Source organism: Alphaproteobacteria bacterium (genome assembly GCA_018063245.1).
Lineage (GTDB): Bacteria > Pseudomonadota > Alphaproteobacteria > JAGPBS01 > JAGPBS01 > JAGPBS01.
This window is the reverse complement of the sequence record JAGPBS010000035.1, coordinates 1-22,982: the sequence shown is the minus strand read 5'-3', so window position 1 is coordinate 22,982 and position 22,982 is coordinate 1. Positions and strand designations below refer to the sequence as shown.

General features: G+C 40.7%; 19 protein-coding genes, 2 tRNA genes, 3 rRNA genes and 1 pseudogene. 19 read left to right on the top strand and 6 right to left on the bottom strand.

Going from position 1 to position 22,982, the window contains the following annotated elements:
* Positions 1–296 precede the first annotated feature (296 nt).
* From KBF71_06060 to KBF71_06035, 6 genes are all read left to right on the top strand, one after another.
* Positions 297–1,797: ribosomal RNA gene (locus tag KBF71_06060) — 16S ribosomal RNA — on the top strand.
* 76 nt (positions 1,798–1,873) lie between these two features.
* Positions 1,874–1,989, top strand: a 5S ribosomal RNA gene (gene rrf, locus KBF71_06055).
* A 67-nt stretch (positions 1,990–2,056) separates the two neighbouring features.
* Positions 2,057–2,133 (top strand) — tRNA-Ile (locus KBF71_06050).
* A 62-nt stretch (positions 2,134–2,195) separates the two neighbouring features.
* A tRNA-Ala gene (locus KBF71_06045) sits at positions 2,196–2,271 on the top strand.
* A 475-nt stretch (positions 2,272–2,746) separates the two neighbouring features.
* Positions 2,747–5,601 (top strand): 23S ribosomal RNA (locus tag KBF71_06040).
* Together the 16S, 23S and 5S rRNA genes with 2 tRNA genes alongside form the textbook arrangement of a ribosomal RNA operon.
* A 270-nt stretch (positions 5,602–5,871) precedes the next feature.
* Positions 5,872–6,387, top strand: coding sequence for a GNAT family N-acetyltransferase (locus KBF71_06035; GenBank protein ID MBP9877876.1), 516 nt, complete (start codon positions 5,872–5,874; stop codon positions 6,385–6,387).
* An 80-nt stretch (positions 6,388–6,467) separates the two neighbouring features.
* On the opposite strand, the gene KBF71_06030 is transcribed toward KBF71_06035, so the two are convergent.
* On the bottom strand, positions 6,468–7,193 hold the full coding sequence (locus tag KBF71_06030; GenBank protein MBP9877875.1) for a hypothetical protein: 726 nt from the start codon (positions 7,191–7,193) through the stop codon (positions 6,468–6,470).
* Between the two features lie 167 nt (positions 7,194–7,360).
* Entirely contained in the window at positions 7,361–8,023 is a 663-nt protein-coding gene (locus tag KBF71_06025) for a hypothetical protein (protein MBP9877874.1), read from the bottom strand.
* Positions 8,024–8,136: 113 nt separating this feature from the next.
* Between KBF71_06025 and KBF71_06020 the strand changes: the two genes are divergently transcribed.
* From KBF71_06020 to KBF71_06010, 3 genes and pseudogenes are all read left to right on the top strand, one after another.
* Entirely contained in the window at positions 8,137–8,322 is a 186-nt protein-coding gene (locus KBF71_06020; GenBank protein MBP9877873.1) for a CdiI family contact-dependent growth inhibition immunity protein, read from the top strand.
* A 57-nt stretch (positions 8,323–8,379) separates the two neighbouring features.
* A pseudogene (locus tag KBF71_06015) lies at positions 8,380–8,925 on the top strand (GNAT family N-acetyltransferase).
* 3 nt (positions 8,926–8,928) lie between these two features.
* The gene (locus KBF71_06010; GenBank protein ID MBP9877872.1) at positions 8,929–9,453 is read left to right on the top strand and encodes a GNAT family N-acetyltransferase; all 525 of its coding nucleotides are present in this window, start codon (positions 8,929–8,931) and stop codon (positions 9,451–9,453) included.
* A 71-nt stretch (positions 9,454–9,524) separates the two neighbouring features.
* Here KBF71_06010 and KBF71_06005 read toward each other — a convergent pair whose 3' ends face one another.
* Positions 9,525–10,142, bottom strand: a complete 618-nt coding sequence (locus tag KBF71_06005; protein ID MBP9877871.1) for a LysE family transporter — start codon at positions 10,140–10,142, stop codon at positions 9,525–9,527.
* 57 nt (positions 10,143–10,199) lie between these two features.
* On the opposite strand from KBF71_06005, the gene KBF71_06000 reads away from it, so the two are divergent.
* The 5 genes from KBF71_06000 to KBF71_05980 all read left to right on the top strand — a co-directional run bounded on the left by KBF71_06000 (position 10,200) and on the right by KBF71_05980 (position 14,494).
* Positions 10,200–10,667 carry an Lrp/AsnC family transcriptional regulator gene (locus KBF71_06000; GenBank protein MBP9877870.1) on the top strand — a complete coding sequence of 156 codons (468 nt, stop codon included), beginning with the start codon at positions 10,200–10,202 and terminating at the stop codon, positions 10,665–10,667.
* A 167-nt stretch (positions 10,668–10,834) separates the two neighbouring features.
* The gene (locus KBF71_05995; GenBank protein ID MBP9877869.1) at positions 10,835–12,475 is read left to right on the top strand and encodes a type IV secretory system conjugative DNA transfer family protein; all 1,641 of its coding nucleotides are present in this window, start codon (positions 10,835–10,837) and stop codon (positions 12,473–12,475) included.
* Between the two features lie 60 nt (positions 12,476–12,535).
* Positions 12,536–13,342 carry a DUF1963 domain-containing protein gene (locus tag KBF71_05990; GenBank protein MBP9877868.1) on the top strand — a complete coding sequence of 269 codons (807 nt, stop codon included), beginning with the start codon at positions 12,536–12,538 and terminating at the stop codon, positions 13,340–13,342.
* A 92-nt stretch (positions 13,343–13,434) separates the two neighbouring features.
* On the top strand, positions 13,435–13,785 hold the full coding sequence (locus KBF71_05985) for a gamma-glutamylcyclotransferase (protein ID MBP9877867.1): 351 nt from the start codon (positions 13,435–13,437) through the stop codon (positions 13,783–13,785).
* 13 nt (positions 13,786–13,798) lie between these two features.
* Positions 13,799–14,494, top strand: coding sequence for a cyclase family protein (locus KBF71_05980; GenBank protein ID MBP9877866.1), 696 nt, complete (start codon positions 13,799–13,801; stop codon positions 14,492–14,494).
* Positions 14,495–14,509: 15 nt separating this feature from the next.
* On the opposite strand, the gene KBF71_05975 is transcribed toward KBF71_05980, so the two are convergent.
* Positions 14,510–16,474 (bottom strand): hypothetical protein, encoded by a 1,965-nt coding sequence (locus KBF71_05975; GenBank protein MBP9877865.1) that lies wholly within the window; start codon positions 16,472–16,474, stop codon positions 14,510–14,512.
* Between the two features lie 191 nt (positions 16,475–16,665).
* Here KBF71_05975 and KBF71_05970 point away from each other — a divergent pair, with 191 nt between their 5' ends.
* A complete protein-coding gene (locus KBF71_05970; protein MBP9877864.1) occupies positions 16,666–17,616 on the top strand; it encodes a leucine-rich repeat domain-containing protein in 951 nt (316 codons plus the stop codon).
* A 23-nt stretch (positions 17,617–17,639) separates the two neighbouring features.
* Positions 17,640–18,389 (top strand): hypothetical protein, encoded by a 750-nt coding sequence (locus tag KBF71_05965; protein ID MBP9877863.1) that lies wholly within the window; start codon positions 17,640–17,642, stop codon positions 18,387–18,389.
* 7 nt (positions 18,390–18,396) lie between these two features.
* Here the strand turns inward: KBF71_05965 and KBF71_05960 are convergent, their stop codons facing one another.
* Together KBF71_05960 and KBF71_05955 are read right to left on the bottom strand one after the other, a co-directional pair.
* Entirely contained in the window at positions 18,397–19,077 is a 681-nt protein-coding gene (locus KBF71_05960; GenBank protein MBP9877862.1) for a leucine-rich repeat domain-containing protein, read from the bottom strand.
* Positions 19,078–19,208: 131 nt separating this feature from the next.
* Positions 19,209–19,442 (bottom strand): hypothetical protein, encoded by a 234-nt coding sequence (locus tag KBF71_05955; protein MBP9877861.1) that lies wholly within the window; start codon positions 19,440–19,442, stop codon positions 19,209–19,211.
* A 196-nt stretch (positions 19,443–19,638) separates the two neighbouring features.
* Between KBF71_05955 and KBF71_05950 the strand changes: the two genes are divergently transcribed.
* The 3 genes from KBF71_05950 to KBF71_05940 all read left to right on the top strand — a co-directional run bounded on the left by KBF71_05950 (position 19,639) and on the right by KBF71_05940 (position 22,877).
* Positions 19,639–20,745 carry a hypothetical protein gene (locus KBF71_05950; protein ID MBP9877860.1) on the top strand — a complete coding sequence of 369 codons (1,107 nt, stop codon included), beginning with the start codon at positions 19,639–19,641 and terminating at the stop codon, positions 20,743–20,745.
* A gap of 148 nt (positions 20,746–20,893) precedes the next feature.
* Positions 20,894–21,793: a PEP-CTERM sorting domain-containing protein gene (locus KBF71_05945; protein MBP9877859.1), complete on the top strand. Its 900-nt coding sequence runs from the start codon at positions 20,894–20,896 to the stop codon at positions 21,791–21,793.
* A 382-nt stretch (positions 21,794–22,175) separates the two neighbouring features.
* Positions 22,176–22,877: a PEP-CTERM sorting domain-containing protein gene (locus KBF71_05940; GenBank protein ID MBP9877858.1), complete on the top strand. Its 702-nt coding sequence runs from the start codon at positions 22,176–22,178 to the stop codon at positions 22,875–22,877.
* Positions 22,878–22,982 lie beyond the last annotated feature (105 nt).

Sequence of the window (22,982 nt, the reverse complement as noted above, 5' to 3'; positions counted from 1 at the left end):
GATCTGAAAAACAGTAAGCTAGATAAGGGAGTTGGATGGTAGCAGAATTATTGATTTACAAAAAACAGTAGTTCGTATCAAACACTCTTAGAAGAGTAGAAGAAACAACTTATGAGTTTGTTATTTCCGCGAGGGAATAATGAGTGAATAGGTCAGTGACATTTGCTTGTACTTTTCACGTAAGTGGAAGGTATGAGAGAGTTTGTGAGAACTCGTCAACTGACGTTTTAATTGAGCAGTTAAGGTATAGAGTTTAGGCTTTATGACTTTAACAACAGTAAAAACGAGCAGGATTTTAACATGAGAGTTTGATCCTGGCTCAGAACGAACGCTGGCGGCATGCTTAACACATGCAAGTCGAACGGATAGCTTGCTATCAGTGGCGCACGGGTGAGTAACACGTGGGAACCTACCTTTTAGTTTGGGATAACTTTGGGAAACTAAGGCTAATACCGGATACGCTTTGCAGCTTGGCGCTGTAAAGGAAAGATTTATCGCTAAAAGATGGGCCCGCGGTGGATTAGCTTGTTGGTGGGGTAAAGGCTTACCAAGGCAACGATCCATAGCTGGTCTGAGAGGATGATCAGCCACACTGGGACTGAGATACGGCCCAGACTCCTACGGGAGGCAGCAGTGGGGAATATTGGACAATGGGCGAAAGCCTGATCCAGCAATGCCGCGTGAGTGAAGAAGGTCTTCGGATTGTAAAGCTCTTTCACGGGTGAAGATAATGACGGTAACCCGAGAAGAAGCCCCGGCTAACTTCGTGCCAGCAGCCGCGGTAATACGAAGGGGGCTAGCGTTGTTCGGAATTACTGGGCGTAAAGGGCGCGTAGGCGGTCTGTCAAGTTAGGTGTGAAAGCCCTGGGCTCAACCCAGGAACTGCATTTAAGACTGGCAGGCTAGAGATCTAGAGGGGATAGTGGAATTCCAAGTGTAGAGGTGAAATTCGTAGATATTTGGAGGAACACCAGTGGCGAAGGCGACTATCTGGCTAGAATCTGACGCTGAGGCGCGATAGCGTGGGGAGCAAACAGGATTAGATACCCTGGTAGTCCACGCCGTAAACGATGAGTGCTTGATGTTGGATGCTAACGCATTCAGTGTCGGAGTTAACGCGTTAAGCACTCCGCCTGGGGAGTACGGTCGCAAGATTAAAACTCAAAGGAATTGACGGGGACCCGCACAAGCGGTGGAGCATGTGGTTTAATTCGAAGCAACGCGCAGAACCTTACCAGCCCTTGACATGGGCACTATGGTCTTTGGAGACAAAGACCTTCAGTTCGGCTGGGTGCCACACAGGTGCTGCATGGCTGTCGTCAGCTCGTGTCGTGAGATGTTGGGTTAAGTCCCGCAACGAGCGCAACCCTCACCTTCAGTTGCCATCAGGTAATGCTGGGCACTTTGAAGGAACTGCCGGTGATAAGCCGGAGGAAGGCGAGGATGACGTCAAGTCCTCATGGCCCTTACGGGCTGGGCTACACACGTGCTACAATGGCGATGACAGAGGGAAGCAAAGGGGTGACCTGGAGCAAATCCCTAAAATTCGTCTCAGTTCAGATTGCACTCTGCAACTCGAGTGCATGAAGTCGGAATCGCTAGTAATCGCGGATCAGCATGCCGCGGTGAATACGTTCCCGGGTCTTGTACACACCGCCCGTCACACCATGGGAGTTGGTTTTACCTGAAACCGGTGCGCTAACCGCAAGGAGGCAGCCGTCTACGGTATGGTCAGCGACTGGGGTGAAGTCGTAACAAGGTAGCCGTAGGGGAACCTGCGGCTGGATCACCTCCTTTCTAAGGTAAAATCGATGATTCTGCTACTTTCTAACTCCCTTTTAAAAAACAATTCAGATTTGATTTCTAAATCAGTTCCGGTGGTTATAGCGAGGGGCAAAGCACCCGATCCCATTCCGAACTCGGTCGTGAAAACTCTCTGCGCCGATGATACTTTGTCTTAAGGCACGGGAAAGTAGGTCGCTGCCGGGCCTGTTTTAGAAATCAAACTGAATCGTTTTAAACCTCTCATCTGGTGCTTAATATAAAAAGATGAAAAGGGCTTGTAGCTCAGTTGGTTAGAGCGCGCGCTTGATAAGCGTGAGGTCGGAGGTTCAAGTCCTCCCAGGCCCACCAATCAAAAGGCAAAGCTTTCAAATGAGCCGCGAGGGCGATTGAAAGATCGAAAGCGAAACAATGGGGGCATAGCTCAGTTGGGAGAGCGATAGCTTTGCAAGCTATAGGTCGTCGGTTCGATCCCGTCTGCCTCCACCATTAACGATGAAAGTCGGTAATGGAGCGTCTTAGAAGATGTTGATGAGATCAGTGATCAACAGTTATATGTAGCATTCACAGTGTGAATGAGGCCGATAACTTTTGTTCTCTGATCTGAAAAATAAGCGAATTTTGAGCTTGCTCAGAAGGCGTTTATGTGTCAGAATCAGTGACCTTTTAATAGGTAAGATTGAGTGTTAAAACCTCAGTCGAGATATGAAATAGCGTAAAGATATATATATAACACTCGTTCAACGTGTTGTAGAAGCAAATAAAAACTTGACTAACTCAAGTTTGCAGTGAATTTAGTTTTAGGATTAAGTTTAGTGTAAAGTGAGGTGTATCGAAACCGATACAAAGCAAGTTTGTTGTTTGACTTTTATAACAAAAGTTTGAACGAAAGCGAGAACTTCCAATGCATGAAGAGACACAAATAAAAGCAATTTTGTTTGTTGTAATGATGCTGAGAGAAGGAGATCAAGCGCAAAAAGGGCATTTGGTGGATGCCTTGGTATTAGGAGGCGATGAAGGACGTAGCACGTTGCGATAAGTCCCGGGGAGTTGCGAGCAGGCATTGATCCGGGAATTTCCGAATGGGGAAACCCACCCTTTTAGGGTATCATGATCTGAATACATAGGGTCATGAGGCAAACCTGGAGAACTGAAACATCTAAGTATCCAGAGGAAAAGACATCAACCGAGATTCCGCTAGTAGTGGCGAGCGAACGCGGAGCAGGCCAGTTGCATTCATTATCTAATTAGAATATTCTGGAAAGGATAGCCATAGTAGGTGATAGCCCCGTATAAGTATGGGTAATGAGTGTACATGAGTAGGGCGGGACACGTGAAATCCTGTTTGAAGATGGGGGGACCACCCTCCAAGCCTAAATACTCCCTAATGACCGATAGTGAACAAGTACCGTGAGGGAAAGGTGAAAAGAACCCCAATGAGGGGAGTGAAATAGACCTGAAACCAAATGCCTACAAACAGGGGGAGCGAGTGTTCAGAATTAAAAAGAGAAGAGAGTTTATTTAATGACTTGTCATTCTTACAACTTGTCCGCCGAAGCACGTAGTGCGTAGGAGAAAGCTTGTCTTTTTGATTCTGAACACTTGTGACCTCGTACCTTTTGTATAATGGGTCAGCGACTTAATTTATGCAGCGAGCTTAAGCCGATAGGTGTAGGCGTAGCGAAAGCGAGTCTGAATAGGGCGACATAGTTGCATGGATTAGACCCGAAACCCGGTGATCTAGCCATGGGCAGGTTGAAGGTGCAGTAACATGCACTGGAGGACCGAACCCACTAATGTTGAAATATTAGGGGATGACCTGTGGCTAGGGGTGAAAGGCCAATCAAACCGGGTAATAGCTGGTTCTCCGCGAAAACTATTTAGGTAGTACGTCGTGTGAATACCTACGGGGGTAGAGCACTGGATGGGCTAGGGGGATGCGAATCTTACCAAACCTAACCAAACTCCGAATACCGTAGAGTACTGCACGGCCAGACAGTCCATGGGTGCTAAGGTCCGTGGACGAGAGGGAAAAAGCCCAGACCGCCAGCTAAGGTCCCCAAATGATGATTAAGTGTGAAAGGAAGTGGGAAGGCCAAGACAGCCAGGAGGTTGGCTTAGAAGCAGCCATCCTTTAAAGAAAGCGTAATAGCTCACTGGTCTAGTTAAGCCGTCCTGCGCCGAAAATGTAACGGGGCTAAAATCATCTACCGAAGCTGCGGGTGCCATTCTTATGAATGGCGCGGTAGCGGAGCGTTCTGTAAGCCTGTGAAGGGTAACCGTGAGGTTATCTGGAGGTATCAGAAGTGAGAATGCTGACATGAGTAGCGATAAAATATGTGAGAAACATATTCGCCGAAAGCCCAAGGGTTCCTGCGCAAGGTTAATCCGCGCAGGGTAAGCCGGCCCCTAAGGCGAGGCCGAAAGGCGTAGTCGATGGGAATGAGGTTAATATTCCTCAGCCAGCAGAAGGTGACGAAGGCCGTATATTGTACATCCTTATTGGATTGGGTGTGCAGTGAAGGACTTCCAGGAAATAACCTCTGCATTAATGACCGTACCCCAAACCGACACAGGTGGGCTGGTAGAGTATACCAAGGCGCTTGAGAGAATGGTGTTGAAGGAACTCGGCAAAATGCCTCCGTAACTTCGGAAGAAGGAGGCCCTCTTTTTGCGCAAGCAATAAGAGGGGGCACAGGCCAGGGGGTAGCGACTGTTTATTAAAAACACAGGGCTCTGCTAAGTCGTAAGACGAAGTATAGGGTCTGACGCCTGCCCGGTGCTGGAAGGTTAAGAGGAGGAGTGCAAGCTCTGAATTGAAGCCCCAGTAAACGGCGGCCGTAACTATAACGGTCCTAAGGTAGCGAAATTCCTTGTCGGGTAAGTTCCGACCTGCACGAATGGCGTAACGATTTCCCCGCTGTCTCCAACACCAACTCAGCGAAATTGAACTCTCCGTGAAGATGCGGAGTTCCCGCGGTTAGACGGAAAGACCCCGTGCACCTTTACTATAACTTTACAGTGGTAGCAGAAATGGCATGTGTAGGATAGGCGGGAGGCTTTGAAGCCGCGGCGCTAGCCGTGGTGGAGCCACCCTTGAAATACCGCCCTTGCCCCTTTTGTTATCTAACCGTGCTCCATTATCTGGAGCCGGGACCCTGTATGGTGGGTAGTTTGACTGGGGCGGTCGCCTCCCAAAGAGTAACGGAGGCGCGCGATGGTTAGCTCAGGTTGGTCGGAAATCAACTGATGAGTGCAATGGCATAAGCTAGCCTGACTGCAAGACAGACAAGTCAAGCAGAGACGAAAGTCGGTCATAGTGATCCGGTGGCACTGCGTGGAAGGGCCATCGCTCAACGGATAAAAGGTACGCCGGGGATAACAGGCTGATCTCCCCCAAGAGTCCATATCGACGGGGAGGTTTGGCACCTCGATGTCGACTCGTCACATCCTGGGGCTGGAGAAGGTCCCAAGGGTTCGGCTGTTCGCCGATTAAAGTGGTACGTGAGTTGGGTTTAGAACGTCGTGAGACAGTTCGGTTCCTATCTGCCGCGGGTGTTGGAGTATTGAGAGGATCTGTCCCTAGTACGAGAGGACCGGGATGGACATACCTCTGGTGTACCGGTTGTCATGCCAATGGCACCGCCGGGTAGCTAAGTATGGAATAGATAACCGCTGAAAGCATCTAAGCGGGAAACTAACCTCAAAACAAGTACTCCCTATTAAGGTCGTGGAAGACTACCACGTCGATAGGTCGGGTGTGGAAGTGCAGTAATGCATGAAGCTAACCGATACTAATAACCTAATCGGCTTGATCTCCTTCTCTGATCATCATTATTAAATCTATTCTCTCCAGTTGGGAGAGATAGTGCAACGAAAGTTCTCTAAACTTAAAAGTTAAGTGGTCTGAATAAGCTCCTCAAAGAGTCTTCAGATTCACTAACACCCCAAAATAAAAGCATATATATCTCTTACGTTCATTCTATTCTCCATATACAAAATCACCTTCATCAAATGAACACTTTCTAAGTTGTTTTTTTTAAAATATTTTTTATTATCATGATTTCTCAAATATACAGGTATACATAAATGAAAATTAGTCTATATGATCAATACGATCCAATCATCAACGAATCCCTCGTTTCCTTAATTGTGGGAACGCAGCAGAATGAATTCAACATCAATATCACGCTCGAAGATCAGCCAGATCTTTTGCAAATTCAACAATTTTATCAGGCTTTTTGGGTTGCCGTTGAAGATAGCACAGTCATCGGCACAGCTGGCTTTCTCTTTTTTGGAGACAATTGTGGGGCGATTCGTAAAATGTTCGTCGATAAATCTCACCGCGGTAGAGACAAATCAATCGCTCAGAGTTTGCTTGACACCATTGTTACCTATTCTGCAGAGCATGGGATCAAGGCTTTATATCTGGACACTTTGGTTGAGTTCAAAGCCGCCATTCGCTTTTATGAGCGCAATGGATTTGTTGAGATTCCGCAATCAGAGTTGCCAGTCGATTATCCCATTGTCGCGCCACAAATAACGCTCAACCGACTGTTTTTTAAGAAAGAGTTGATGATCCAAGATTCTCTGTACAAAAATTGATCAAACGAGAAATTTTGATCGATTATTCAAATTATCTTTTGAACCTTACGTTACGTCAACGTGTATCTTTGACTTCTTCTCTAGAATATTGAGTTATTTTTCAGAAGCCCGGCTTTTATTGCGAGTGATTTCCAATTGCTGTACGGATTTCTTTGTGCTAGATCTAACAGCACTTTATCTAATAATTCTAGCGCAGATTCTTGGAGGTCTCGGCATTCTAAGCAATCCTTGATGTCTTTACAAAAGTGATATAGAGCAGGTAAATTATCTTGTATAGATGCTATACCTGTGCCATAGGCTCTTTTTATATAAGGGAAAATATGGTGTTTTATACTTTTTTCCCCCAAAGGGAGAGGTAAAATGGAAATAGAAATTAAATGAGCATAAAGATATCCAAAAGCGGGATCTGTATCTTTCAACGATAATGTGGATTTTAGTAATGTTGCGGTTTTAAAATCTCCTAAGATGTTCTCTTCTGCATCCTTCATTGCTCTCCATAAGTTATTAATGTTCATTCTCCATACGCTATATTTGGAACAAGAATCAGCAATATAATAAGGGGTGATTTCTGCTGATGTGACAGAATATTCTTGAATTTTTTTTGCTCTTTCTGAATAATCCCAAAAATCTTTTCTAAGGTATATACTGTTTCTTTCTTTGATTCTATTTTTTAAGAATTCTGGACTGGGGATCCATTCTACATTACCTGCGTATATTTCCTTTAATGTTCTCGTGATATAGTCTGTATCATTTAAAAGATCACTTGCAAAACTTATGTCGCAATTTGGAAAAATAATTTGTGCCATATGGAAGTTCCTTGCTTTGTGTTTATATTTTTAGAGAAGTAAATTTTTTAGTTTGCTTTTGGTTTACATTTCTTTTTAGAAAGAGGGTTTTCTTTTCTAATTCGATTCAGTGCATGTTGTCAGTTGTATGATTTTTCATGATTCTTTTGAAAAAATCAAAAGGAGTTCTATCTTTCATACCATTTTTTTAAGGCATCATCTTTTGCGGATTGTACTGAAGAATAATGTTTGTAATGCACATCGTCTATAACCATGTTCCAATCGTCTCCCCATCTGTATATAGTAACGCCTATAAAAGGGTTGTAATAATTTCTGTTTTTTGACTTTTTCCATTGTGAGTTAATATAAGCTTCAAAAAAGAATATGAATATGTGTGTTAAAATAAGGAATGCCCATTTAAGGATAAATTTACATAGTTTATATATTTTAGTGGAAAACTCGCTAATGATTTTGAGGTAATCAGTTGGAGGTTGTGATTTTAGGGCTTCTGTGTGACGATTACTCCTCTTGGTAATCTCTATATTATTTTCAAATTCAAATATTCCCGACCAGACACCAAAGATATCACTGATTTTATTGCACAGTTGTTCAAAAGTGTGAATGCCAGTTGAGTTTTCTAGAGAGATGCTTTGATCATTTTCTAATATAGCTTGATACTCATCATCATCCATGACCAGGCTAACATAGTAACACGAATACTTTTCATCCCATCCGACAATACCATAGTCGGCCCATCCCTGTAATGAAATTAAGTTCTTGTCTTGATAGGGATTTTCTGACAGAAGAATATCAATATTTTTAATAATATAATTAAACCGATAAGCTGACATAAATATATCCTTTCTGATTTTTAGTTTTAATATAGTATTTTTTATCTTCTCGGTAAATTGTTAATTTTTATAATTGATTCGGGTATAAAACAAAAAGAAGCTTCTTCGCAGATATGAAGTCCTGTGGTATTAATCTTGATCAAGGTTTGATAACGATTCGACCCAGTCATCATGAAAAGCTTGAAGCATGGAGCGGGGAGGGTATCGACAAGAGAGATTACGTTAATATTCCTCATGATAGTGAGCCTTCACAAATAGGCGCTGCTTTGCGCCTTGCTTTTAGCCGGTGCACTGGTTAGTTATTCAATTTACTCAGAAACTATTATATGTTAGTCTTTCATTTAATTTAGGAATATATAATGCTCCACTTTCAAAAACTATCGAACGCAGATCTCTCAACCATCTTCAATTGGCTTGCTGAGCCTCATGTAATGGAATTTTGGGATCAGTCTGATGCGCATAAAAATGATATCCTCAATTTTGTGAATGGCAGGACAGAGCCATCAACTTATTGTGACGGTAAGTATGTCTATTGGATCGCAAGCTGTGATGATCAACCCTTTGCCATGTTGATGACAATTCAGGAAACGGGTGAAGATGATATAGGCGATGAAAAGCTATCTCGTCTGTCCAAAACGGGGCATAGCTATGGCCTTGATTACATGATCGGCAATCCACAATTCTTGGGTAAAGGCTATGGAGCAAAAACGCTAACGGCGTTTCTTGACTTCTTTAGGCGTGACTGTGATCCAAAGGCAGACACCTTTTTGATTGATCCCGCGAGCGATAACCCGAGAGCAAAGCACATTTACATGAAAGCGGGATTTGATCATGTGTGTGATTTTGTGATGCCAGGCGATGTCAGTGGCAAAGGCAAAGTGCATCATTTGTTGATTCGAAAGTTTATGCCACAAGTTCATTTATTGCCTGCAACGATTTCTGATTATCAGACCATTCAGAATATGGCGCGCTTTTATGTCTATGATCGCACTGCTTTTATGGGATGGGAATGCCCTGAAGATGGCCTGTTTGAGTGCATCGATTTTAAACATTATTTTGAGACGCCAGGCGAAAAAGCTTTTATGGTAAGGGTTGGCACTGAAATTGCTGGATTTGTTCTGTTGGATAAAATCTCTCTGCTTGACCCTGTGGATTGGAACATGGGGGAATTTTTTATTCTTGCAAAATTTCAAGGCAAGGGTATTGCAAGAGCGGTAGCAAGGCAGATTTTTAAACAGCATCCCGGAAGGTGGACAGTTTCCGTTATGCCAGAAAATATAAAGGCAGTCAAATTTTGGCGAAAAATGATTCATGAGGTTGCAACAGGTCAAATTTCTGAGGTGTTTAAAACAGCAAAAGAGCTCGAAACTCCTGAGAACCCTGATCCTTATGCAATGATTATCTTCAGTTTCAATGCGGAAATTTTGTAGGGTGGGTGAAATGACTAAAATTATGGACTTCCTTTATTTATAGCGGGACTGAGCTCGAGAGATACTTGAGATTAAACCATCACTGCGCTGATAATCGCCCAGAGTCCAAAGCCACCAATAATAAAACAAGAGAGCCATTTTATCCTCTCAAGCCAAGCTTTTGGGAGCCTGTGCCTAATTTTGCTGATCAGAAAACCTAATATAAGCCACCAGGTCATGGAACCTAAGAAAATTCCTAAAACCAAGGTCAGTGACTCTAATGTAGATGTGGCTCCGCGGCCAATAGATGCAAAAATAGCAAGAAAACTCAAGATGGTTGCGGGATTTGTTATCGTAAGAAAAAACACCTCAATGACCATTCTCAGACTGCTTTTCTCTTTAATATGAGCTTCATGAGGCGTCTTTGCGCTTGTGATTTCTTTATAGGCGAGATAGAGTAAGAATAATCCGCCAATTAATTTAAGCGGACCCGCCATATTGAGCATAATATTTGAAATGGCTGTGAGCCCAAGAGCGGCAATCATTCCATACATAGCGTCAGCAATTGCTGCTCCTAGGCCGACAAGAAGGGCGCCTTTGAGGCCAATCTCTAATGTTTTTCTGATGCATAACATGCCTATTGGGCCGACGGGGGCTGCAATTGCTATGCCGATTATCCAAGCTTCGAAAAAATAAAGATGTATTGACATTTTAAAATATCCTTTGTAATATATGTTATACAGGAAATTATACAGGAAAATGTGAATATGTCAATAAAAAATAATGAATTTTATGGTACAGACCGCATAATTGTTGAGTGCATTATGCATGATGCTACTTTAACAAGCACGCAGTTGGGTGAAAAAGTTGGGCTTTCTGCGTCAGCTGCGAATGAAAGATTAAGGCGTCTCAAGCAGAGCGGCGTGATCAGAAAAATGACAGCTCTTGTCTCGGCTGATTTTATGGATATGAATTTATGTGCTTTTATTTTTACGACATTAGATCAACCAAGGCATCGCAAACATTTTTTATCAGAGATTTCAAAACATGAGTCTATCTTAGAATGTCACCATGTGACGGGTGAGTATGATTTTGTGCTGAAAGTGAGGTGTCAGGATACAAAGACACTTGAAGCATTAATTACTGATTTTCTGAAGGGGCAGTGTCATGTTTTAAAATCAATGACACAGATTGTTCTGTCATCGCATAAGGATGAGAGTTTGATTGTTGGATGATGCCTAAACATCATTTTTAAATTATCTTTGCTTGCGCAGGTTTGTCTGTATCTGGCTCTTGGCCATAGTGCTTGTTAACATGTTTATGAGTGTTTTTTTTCGTTTTAGAAAATTGAAAAATAGTGGTAAATATATGGTTAAGTATTTTTATTAAAAAAGAGGTTTCCATGTTCTATAGCAGGTATATATATTTAATTGGTTATTGGGCTTTTTTTGCTCTGCTTTGGGGTTGTGTATGCTATTATTTTTCTGAGTTAGATATTATTTCATTGATCAAATCTGGTCAGATTTTCGATTTGTTAATTCATGAATGGTTGCCTCAATCATCTTTTGCTTTTTATATTTTGGCTGTTAATAAATCATATGGCTATATACGTAAGATTCACCCGGTAAAATGGGTTCTAGACATTTTATATGTTTATAGGAACTCAGAAGCTAAATGGGCAACATTGAAAGATATTAGAAGAATGAAACCTAACATGTTGGCAGAAAAAGGTATTGTTCTTGGGCGTTTTGATGGTGATTTTAATTCTTCGCATTTGCTTGCTGTGAACTCTCCATGTGCTGCAGTTGTTGTTGGTCCAACAGGAATAGGTAAATCAGCAGGTATTGTAATGCCTACGATTCTAAATAGTGATGATGCAACACTCATTATTAGTGAGGCCCATGGTACATTGTATAGTCAGACTTCAAAATATCGTGAAAAATTAGGGCCTATTTTTCATTTAAATTGGTGTGATGCTGATCAAATCTTTAATTCTTGGAATCCAATAGCTTTAGAGAATCTTCCTGAAAATACTCAAGACGTTGAGTTTTACGTAGATAAATTATGTGCAATTTTTTGGTGCAGAAATTATAACTCTGTAGGAATTTCTTATATGAGCGATGTATTTTCATCTATTATTTTATATTATATTTTACTTTGTAAATCAGAAGGAAGATCAACCACAATAGTTGAGGTTCTTGATTGGGCAAGGCACTCTCAGTGGGAGCATCGATTGGGGAAGTTTCAATTAGCAGCGGATATCGCTAAAGAAAGGCAATATCCTTCACGAATAAGAATGCATTTGTTAAGGATAGCATCTTTTTCACGTTTAGAAAGGATGAATTTTTTTACTTGCGTGAGCTTAAGTTTTTCTGCTTTTGAGAAGACTGGTGTTAGTTGTGTAACTTCTAGTTCTGACTTTAGTTTGAAAAATATCAGAGAGATAGATGGAAAGCCTGTAACAATATATATAAAGAATCCATTGTTTGGATCAGATGATGTAGGTAAATTAACTGTTTTCTTTTTCGAGGCCCTATTTCAAGTTTTGACTTCCGGAGAAGTGCAATCTGAAAGGAAAAGACCAATTCGTGCTTTGATTGATGATGCGTCATTATTACCAGATGTTTCAAATTTATTGTTAAGCTCTAATATGTTTCAATCATTAAATTTATCGATGCTGATGGTTAGTCAAGGTTATTATCAATTCGAAAAAACATGGGGTAAAAATTACTTTGATCATTTAGTTTCTCATTTAACACATCAGGTTATTTTTTCTCAAGCATTAATTGAGCCGTGTGAATTGATATCACAAAAAATAGGGACATATAAAAGGCAAAGAAAAACTGTCACGAAATATGAGGATATTAATAACCATCCAACTGTAGTAAAGTGGTTTGAAGATGATCCCCTTATTCACCCCTCACGGTTGTGCAGCTTGGGGGGCGATCATATTATATTAGTTTCTAGTGCCATGAATAGGCCTATTTATGCAAGAACACTATCCTATTTTAAAGATAAAAATTTTAAACACCTCCTCTCTTAATTTTCTTGCTTTGTTCTGAAGGTTAGGGTTTAATCCCTAACATCTCTAATGTATAAATGATTGGATATTGAAATGAATTCATTACAAGTTCTAAAAGATATATATGATTCTTCAAAAGAATTTATAGCTATCGTAGCGACGCCTGTTGAAAGGCCCAAGCCAACAAGTTTATCGGTTTTGAGTAAAAATCAAAATCTGGATGGACTTCCGATATGGGCTAGTAAATTTGGAGGATTACCTTATTTGCCTGCTTCGGTTGAGTATCCAAAAAATAAAGATGGAGAGCCGATGCATCTTTTGGCTCAAATAAATTTCATTGATATGCCTTACTTAGAGCCTTTTCCAAGAGATGGGTTGTTACAATTTTATATTGATACGCATCACCATTTGTATGGAATGAGATTTGATGATGAGGAATCTTCCTTTAAAGCTCTTTATATACCAAATCAAGGTTCTTACTTGAAAAGTCAAAACTTAGGTTTTTTGAAAGAGACGGATGAGTTTCCAATGAACTGCGTTCATGAATTGGCTTTTTCTAAGCAGAAAAAACCTGTATCCATGGATAGTCCATTTTTTGATAAGCTTTACGAAATTTACGACGGCCAATTTATTGATGGAGTTGAATTTTATGAGTTATATCACACTGTTGTTGAAAGTAATACCAATCATAAAATTGGTGGGTATCCGTGCTTCACACAACAAGCGCCGGATTTTCTTTTAGATGATCAATACGAGGTTTTGCTACAAATTGGTTATGATACGCATATTTCATTTGGAGATGCTGGCATTGCTTCATTTTTTATCTTAAAAGAGGATCTAAAAAATCTAGATTTTTCTAATGTGATTTTTTATTGGGATTGCTGTTAAAGGATAATGGCCCCCCCTCTTTACATCTTGCTTTTATCTCTTGCCCTGGCTAATCTAAGTGAATATCTAAAAACACCCAAGAGGACCCACAAATGCCCAATCTTTTTTCTTATGGAACGTTGCAATATGAAGCTGTGCAATTGAGCACTTTTGGCCGCCTTTTAGAGGGGGCTGTTGATGCTCTTCCCGGGTATAAGATTGTGCCACTGCCCATCAAGGATGAAGCAGTGATCGCTTTAAGTGGTGAAGAGACGCATAAAATTGTTGTACCAAGCGATCAGCCAGGTGATTCAGTTTCAGGTATGGTTTTTGAGGTGACGGATGAAGAGCTTATTCATGCTGATGCCTATGAGGTGGATGATTACGAAAGGCAATTGCTCACCATGGCCTCTGGCACAAAAGCTTGGGTTTATGTTCAGAAGAATGATAACAAAAACTATTGAGTAAGGAGCTGACATGACATTTCAATATCATCTCATCGATTTAACACATACTCTTGATCCGAATATCCCAACTTGGAACGGTGGCTGTGGATTTCATCATGAGGTTCATATGGATTATGATGATTGTGAAGGGATCGATAAGTTTCGTATTTTGAAATTGAGTATGATTGCAGGTATCGGAACGCATATGGATGCGCCAAGTCATTGTTTTCCAGGGCATAAATCAATTCATGATTTGGATGTGAATGATCTGTGTTTTCCTTGTTTTGTGATCGATGTGTCAGCTCAAAGTCATGAGCTCTATGCGGTCACAAAAGAAGATATTCTTTCATTTGAGGAAAAACACGGCACTATTACACATGGCTCATGCGTGATGATCAAAACAGGATGGGCCAAGTTCTGGGGTGATCTTAAAAAATATCATCATAATCACGTCTTTCCAGATGTCTCTGTTGAGGCGGCTGAATTGCTGATTGAGCGTGGTGTTCAGGCTCTTGGGATCGATACCCTCTCATCAGATAGACCTGATGAAGGCTTTCCCGTCCATCGCGCTTTTTTAGGTACGGGGCGCGTGCTTCTTGAAAATGTTGCCAATCTTGAAAAGATGCCTCCTACGGGGGCTTTTGTGATGGCCTTGCCAATGAAAGTGAAAGATGGAACAGAGGCACCCATAAGGCTTGTTGGGCTTGTCGAGAAAACTCTTAAATGAGAGCCTTTTTTCTGTTTAAATTTGTTGGTTTTCCAGAGCCTCTTTCAATTTCTCTTTAAATTCTGGGGGCAGGGATTCTGCTTGCTGAGGATTTTTTTCATAAATCATGCGAATCACATCAGGTTCATTTTCTGAACGGATTGTCCAATAAAGAGAGTTTCTCTCATTTAAAGTTAGTTCCCCGCCTTTATTTAGAATTAATTTGATGACTTCCTTTTTAAAGGGAGTGTTACTGCTAATGAACTGATCCAAAATGCTCATGCCGCGGCTATTGTCGTTGATTTGATCTTTGCTCATCGATGAGATAAGCTGTTCAATATAGGGGAAGTTTTCGACTTGGTGAATAATGAATTTATTTATTTTATCAAAATGATTGAGTAATTTATCTTCTTCTAACTCTTCAATTTTCGCGGCGTCTTCAATTTCCTTTTGGCGAGGATAGAGATGATTTGCTTTTTTAAGGTCAACAACATTCAATGAATAACTGATGTAGGTAAGGGGATTTCCTAAACTTTCATAAAGTTGATGACGGATATTTTTTGAGAGATCATCCAGTGAATCAAATTTTCGCCCGCCTCTCTCAAGATTGACATTTTCCTCATCTCCCTTATAGTTTGAATCAAAGAGATAATAGAAATCGTTCTTCTGACCGATGGCAATTGAATGTCCACCGCCTCCGATCATGATAGCATTCCCCTCTTTAAGGAGTAAGCTTAAAATAGCCGTTGAAATGAATTTTGTTTCTATTTTCAGTTGCAGTATAGGGAACATAAAGTTAGGATTATCAAGATATTTTGAGAGGAGATCTCCTTGTGTGGAAGGAAGAAACGGGTCATTCCAGCTACCTCTCGTGATATGTGAGACGGACTCATGATGATAAAAAAGAATCCGTTGAAATAAAGTATCCATCATGTTGGTGAGTTCGGGTGTGATACTCTCTTTGGTTGCATCCCAATCTCGTAGAAGCGCGAGGTCTTTGTAATATTGATCCTCTAAGCCCAGGACAAACATTTCAACCCAGGCAACCGCAAATCCATGGCAATGTCCTTTTTCGAGCATTATATGTATTGTTAGTTCGAGCTCTTCAATATGTTTTAATCTTGGATCATTTTCTTGTAGTTCTTGTTTTCTCATATCTTCAGCTCTTATTTTTAAAAATTTTGCTGCTTTATCAAGAATTAAACGCTGAGCAAGGCCCAGTTTTTTGCTATGTACAAGCATCTCTTTTTGAAGTTCTGCTTTAAAAGCAGGGTCTTGCTTTTGAATATAGTCATTCACAGTTTCGCCTTGCGCATTTGAAATGCCGCCTAATGGGCTTTCATTTAATTCTCTGAGTTGGAAAAAGGCCGCGATATTATGTTTTTCAATCGCAAGATGCGCAAGCGTTTGTCCTGGTTCATTTCTGGCAGCTCCAATTTGTTGAGTGCTCACTTTTTTGATCAGGAAATCAAACAACTCTTGATCATCATTTTCAAGCGCCTTAAAAAGACTCTTTATATTTTTTTGCTGATTGGCTTGATCATTTTTTTTATCCATTTCAATGATTTGATTGCGAAAATTCTTCCCTTTCTGTTTGATATAATCACCAACGCGTTCATCTTTTAAATTCTTGATATCCCAGACATTGCCTCGATTTGCATTATTCAGGATGATCAGTGCTTTCGCGTTGCCGGCCAAAACGGCAAGATGGCTTATTGTTTGCCCTTCTGCATTGACTGTTTTGGCAATTGTTTTAGGATCGGATGATTCAACAATGCGCTCAAATTCATCCATGTCATCGCGCTCAAGCACATCAAAGAGCTGCTGTGGTGACGTCGTTTCTTTTGTTGTTTGAGCTGAGATGCGTTCAGTAAGGCTTGTGTGGCTTAATTCAGGCACAGTTTCACTTTTTGTACGGGCCTGCAAAGTGGTGTCTTTTGCCTCTGTCATCTGATCAGAAACTTGAATAGCTGATGTTGATGGATGGTCAATTTTAGACATTGGTCTCTCCTTGGCAATATATCTATTGATTATATCATGCATTTTATTTAATTTTTATTTTTAAATGTGTGCTTAAATTTTATAGCTCGAAGAACACATCACTTTGTTCACGGCGATAAGTGATTTTTTCTTATTGCTTTTCTGGTTTTTCCATGCCATATGTGAGTCATATTTTAATCATGGAGATATCAATGGCGCATCTGACGATACCTAATTTTAACATACCCTATACGGGGCATGCCATTGCTCCCATTGGATTGATGCGGAAGGAAAATTCAATCTGTTTTCTCACGTCGCCTAAGTCTGCTTCTCAATTTAAAGGTTTTTTTGTTGAAGAAATTGACCCTTATTTCAGACGAACAGAAGAGCTTGATGCTTGTCCTGTGACGCTCAGAGAAGCACCCTATTGGGTGAGGGATGTGGTGGTGAATAAGGGATTCTCTGACTTAATCAATCAAGATTCGGCGATGAAAGCTGACATTACAAAACTTATTATTCAAATTCAAAATTCAATTTCTGGCGTGGGTCTATCCACAACAGATGTGATGAATTTTATCTCTTTCCCCTATTTTCTTTATACCGAAGGCGAGACTGTTGAATCATTTCACGCGCATCTGAAAAGAATGCATACCTACTTGGATTGGATTCAGCAGCATATCAGTGCCTTTGGCGGGGATGATGGTATGGATTTATCCTTTTATGAATCTTACTTGGCCGCTCGCAGTGTCATTCTACAAGCTTTTGAAGAGAGAGCGCATATTCTCCTCTTGATGGATTTTGACATTCCTTTTCTGCCCCCTGAAATCAAGACTTTGACATTTTTGAAGCACATCACACTGGATAATAATGCCCTGAATGAGTTCCCTAAAGAAATCTTGGGCTTTAAAGACCTGAAAGGTATTTATATGCGTGGCAATCGTCTGACGCGCGTGCCGAAAGAATTAACGAAGCTTAAGTCTTTGGTGCTTGCTGATTTCAAGGATAATCTGATTAATGCGGACGCATTCGTTCCTAGAGGGGTGATTGCCATTGGTGATTATAAATATACCCTTGAACATTCGATACAACAGAGTGAGCAAAATCCGCCGGCTGAGGTAAAAGTACCGCGTCATAGTAGTTATAGTAAGTCCTCAGCTTATTGATTAAACTGCCAAAGGAGATATAAATGCAAGTATCACGTGATCAAATTATTGACTTTCTCTCTGCTTATTTTAAAAAGCAGAGAGGCGTAAAAGCAGCTTTTCTTTCAGGGAGTCAGGCCTTTGATCGGCAAGATGATCTCTCGGACATAGACCTTCGGATTGTTGCGGACACAGAGCACTCTGATCAAATTGTCAGTGATCTTGAGGTCGCTTTGAATTCATTTGTTGGGATAGAGGATTCTTATAGTCCAGCCTATGCGAATCTGAAGCAAAGGTTTTATAAATTAAAGAACGCCTCGCCTTTTCATATGCTTGATGTTCTTGTCTTTACTGAAGAGTATTTGCCAGTTTTTTTAAGCAAACAAAGAATGGGCCCGAATCCTTTGGTGTTTTGTGATGAATCTCATCTGATTCAGACCATCGATACGCTCCCGAATTCTGCAGAGGCCTTCAAGGTAAAGATTGATGATTGTCAGAAGCAGTTCTCTTTTTTAGCGCGCATTTTGGTTGAACGCGCGATCAAGCGTAATCGATATACGGAGGCTCTCTATTTTTATAATGCGCGGATTATTCTTCCGCTGATTGAGATGTTACGGTATCGATATTCTCGCGTAAGGCAAGATTACGGATTGCGCTATTTAGCTGATGATTTGCCTGGGTCTATTGTTGCCATTCTGGATGAATTGCATAGAATATCGTCATTTGAGGATCTTCAAAAAAATCTGGATAAGGCTGAAAAATTATTTTATGAAACAGTCAAAAGTGGGTCTTAGATTGAGGCTAATCATCCTCTTTATCTGAGCAAGTTGATGTGACCTGAAGAGATGGCTTTCTCAAAATCTTGGGTGGGATGACTTTTAAATTTGGATTGAAGGAAACATCTAATTTTTTGAGATTAGGAAGATCTGCAATTTCTGATGGTAAGATTCTTAAATTATTGTAGTTGAGATAGAGTCTCTGTAGATTCACAAGACATTTAATCTCAGGTGAAATTGCGGTGAGATTATTTTTATCAAGTGAAAGCGATACCAAAGTTGTGAGTGTAAAGAGCTCAGGTGGCAGTGTGCTCAGATGAAGTTCTGAGAGATCGAGTTGAACAATCGCGCTTAAGTACTTAATTTCTGGAGGAATAAAGAGCAGATATTCGCTCATATAGAGGAAATGTAGGAGATCCGATTGTCTGATATTGTGCTTGTTTGTGAGTAAATTTTTACGTAATTCAAGATAGTCATAATAACCCAACTGATATTTTTCGTAAATTTGATAATTGGGTATTTGTTCTGGATCAAGGGTGTTAATCTTCCATTCAGGACGTTGTCTCACAAGCTTAGCGGTACAAGAAGCCCGGAATTCTAAACAGCGGACCATGAAGGCCCGCTCATTATCCTCGTAATAGTCATGAGATAGATTGCGTACTATGGCCTCAGGCGTTTTTTCTTCAAAATATCGGTATGTGGCCATTTCTTTGAGAAGGTCATCACACAGTTGTGGGACGATTTGTAAAGGCGTTTCATATCTGCAATAGGACTCAATGATCCATTGCTCGAAAGGAGAGAGGGCTTCATAGGGCCTTTGGTATAACTCAACACTGACTAATCTATATATTTCCGGCGCATTGGATCGGGAGCGTCTTCAATTGTTGCGGTCATTTGGAGAAGAGCTTTAGGCGCATTGTGACAAAAGGCATTGAGGATGCGTGGATCATTGTAAAGAGAAAGAATAAGAGCGCGTGCTTTTGCTCCATCAATCACTCGGACTTGCGGTTGAGGAGCGCTGGGCGTGTCGGTCGTGGATGTTTCGATAGAGGGTGTTGAGATAAGAGCCATGTTGGTTGTCCTTTGAGATAGATGATCGACATTGTACCTTAATGAAATGAGATAGCAAGATAGTTTGTTTTTTGGCCTCATTCAGATTTGTTCAATGTTATTTTGATATTCTAAAATAAGAATTGTTTGCATTGATTTTAGATTGGTAGAACTATACATTAGGTGAAATGTTGAAAAATGAATCTGAGGAGAAAAGATGACGGGTTATATTGAACAGACTGGATGTGTTCCAGATTCCATTGGAATGCATCGGCCCCAGAGCCAAAAACCCATTGCATTTGAAGCCGTGAAACTCGATCAGTTCCACGGCTTTTCTATATCTAAGCCTCTTTTAGAACAAACAGGGGAAATTGGGTTTTCTAAACTGTCTCATGAGGCTTTGCTCAATATTTGCAATTACCTGATGCCGAAAGACATTTATAACATGATCATCACGGGAAAAGGCTGGTCAGCTGATTTTTTGAGTCAAATCAGGAATTTGCATATTCTGATTACGAATCAGGAGCAAAGAAAAGCTTTGATGAGTGTTTTAGAAGAAGTGAAAGGACAGCCTTTGCTCATTCGCTCCGTCTCTATCAGGTGCGACATGAGTCGTACAAAATTGGACAATGTTTTGCGTAAGTTGCCAAAATTGAAAAGACTGAGTATTCGATGCTCGCAGATGATGACGATTGACTATCTGAAATCAGTGGGAAGACGATTTGTTTTTCAAATAGAAGAAATCCCAAAAGATCCCCAAAAACGTATGTCAGCTGAGATGATTCCGAATCTTCTTTTGGCGGTTCCAGATATTACCAAATTGGTGGTGAATCACGGAAACTATCATGATGCTCATTTTTCTGTTTTGGTTAAGGGCTCGCTGCCAGCTTTACGGATTGTGGATATGAGAGATTTTAGCATAGGGGCAACAAATTTTATGCTGCTGATGGAAGCCGCGCCCTATATCACAAAGTTAAATCTGTCGGGTAAGCATGATATGCCAAGGCCAGAGCTTAAAATGTTTGGAACTCTTTCTCTGCCGGCATTAGAAGAGCTGAATCTTTCAGGCACAAAAATAACAATTGATGATATTGCTTCTGTTTTAAAAGCTGCTCCCAATCTGAAAAGACTGAGTGTGAGCAATGTCAGAACATTGTTTGAGGCTGATTTTTTGAAGTTAGCCCCAGAGCTTTTGCAGTCGCTTGAAATAATTCACTTATTCAATACAAAAATCGGGCTTGAAGATGTTCTGTATTTGAAAGACCATATGCCTCACTTGACAGGATTAACCTTGCCATTAAAATTGGAAAAGGTTCTCTTGTAAGGTGCGGGTATATTGTAAATATATTTGACAAAGTTTCTTGGTTGTGAGTGTTTGTTCATATCTAATGCATTGATTTTATTTAATTTACAATATGGCATGCTTTTTGCAAGTGCTAGAAGGTGTTTTTATAAACTTATGGAGACATAATATGATCAGAAAAACTATTTTCACACTTGGTCTATTAACAGCCGCTCTTTACACATCACAAGCCCAAGCAACAATTAGCATTACCTATGATCTGACAGAGTCAACAAGCGGTATTTCTGCTGTGAAATATTATCATGCGACAACAACCAATCTTAACGTTGCAACGGGGATTAATTTTGATCTGATAACCCGTGCAAAAGTTGTTGTTGGAAGTCTAGGTATGCTTGAAGGTACGTTGCATTCATCAGGTGTTGGTGGATCAGGCTTGGGCGTATGGCCCAACTCAACATTTACGGATGTCTATGCAGATGCACTACAGAATTATTTGAATGTTTATACAGGGTTTGTCATGGGCGAGAGCGATAATTATGTTGGTCTTTTTAACCTCGCGAATCTTGATATGAATGATGACGTGACGATCACTTCAGATAACGCTGTTAGATTCTTCGGGCGTGATGCTTTGGTTTTTAACGTAGATCCTTTAATCGAGCTTTTGAATCTTTTAGTGGGGCTCAATTCGAATGTACAACTCTCTATCACACTTGATGCCTATGACGATGCGGCTCAAAATAGTCTTTTTATGTATGCAGTTGCCGATAATACTAACTATACGCCACCTTTACCAGGGGGTACGCTTGCTTTGTCTGGTGGGACTTATGATATTACCAGTCTTCTTGATTATTCAGGAGCAAATAGTTACCTCTTTTTGCAAGCAGTTTTGGGTGCTGCAAATGTATCATCTATGACCCTCACTTTTAATAATTGTGGGCTTGAGATGAATTGTAACACAGGTGGCGGGGACGGAGATGGGGACGGGAATGGGAATGACGTTCCTGAGCCAGGTGTCGTTGGATTGCTAGGTCTTTCTTTGGCCGGTCTTGTCCTCTTACGCCGTCCATAAAAATGTTCGTCACGCAAACAAACTGTCAGTGATTTTTATAAATCTGTGTTATGAGGTGAGATGGTGTTATTGTAACCAATTGATTTTTATGAATTTATAGTTTGGCACGTTTATTGCAATGATAAAAACGAACTTTTAAAGAAAAAGGAGAAATAAGATGATCAAAAAAAACATTTTAGCACTAGGCCTATTAACAGCGGCTCTTTATACATCACAAGCACAAGCAACTATTAGTATTACTTATGATTTGACACAGTCAGTAAGCGGTTCTGATTTTACTAGTTTCCAATATTATGGTGCGACTACATCTAATCTTAATTTTTCGACGGGTATTGATCTTGCTCTGTTAACCTCTGGGAGAGTCGTTGCTGGAAGTACTGTTATGGGATCCGGTTTGTTATATTCATCAGGTGTTGGTGGGCTAGGCTTGGGCGTACAGGGCCACTCATCATTTATGGATGTCAACACGGATTTGCTTCGGAATTATTTGAATGTTTATACAGGGATGGTTTTCGAGGAGGGTAGTAATTATCGGAGGCTTTTTGGCTTTACGAATCTTGAGCTTGACAGGGAGGTGATGATGAATTCGGACAATATTTCTTTCACCGCACGCGATGCTTTGGTTTTTAACGTAGATCCTTTAATCGAGCTTTTGAATATATTTATAGGTTTGAATTCAAATGTACAACTCTCTATCACACTTGATGCCTATAATGATGCAGATCAAAATAGTCTTTTTATGCATGCGGTCGCCGATAATACCAACTATACGAAGCCTTTGCCTGGGAGTACGCTTGGCCTGTCTGCTGGGACTTATGACATTACCAGCCTCCTTGATTATTCAGGGACAAATAGTTATCTGTTTTTGCAAGCAGCTTTGGGCGCTGCACATGTGACATCTATGACCCTCACTTTTAATAATTGCGGGCTTGAGATGAATTGTAACACAGGTGGTGGCGATGACGGAGGCGGAGATGATGGCGGTGGAGATGATGGTGGGAATGGTAATGACGTTCCTGAGCCTGGCCTTGTAGGATTACTAGGTCTTTCTTTGGCCGGTCTTGCCCTCTTACGCCGTCCATAAGAGAGGATTTTCCAGATAAAAAAGAGCCTTGAGGGGCTCTTTTAATATGTTCATTGAATGTTCTTTTTAAATTTGTTATATGTTAAGTCTGACAACAATTAGAGG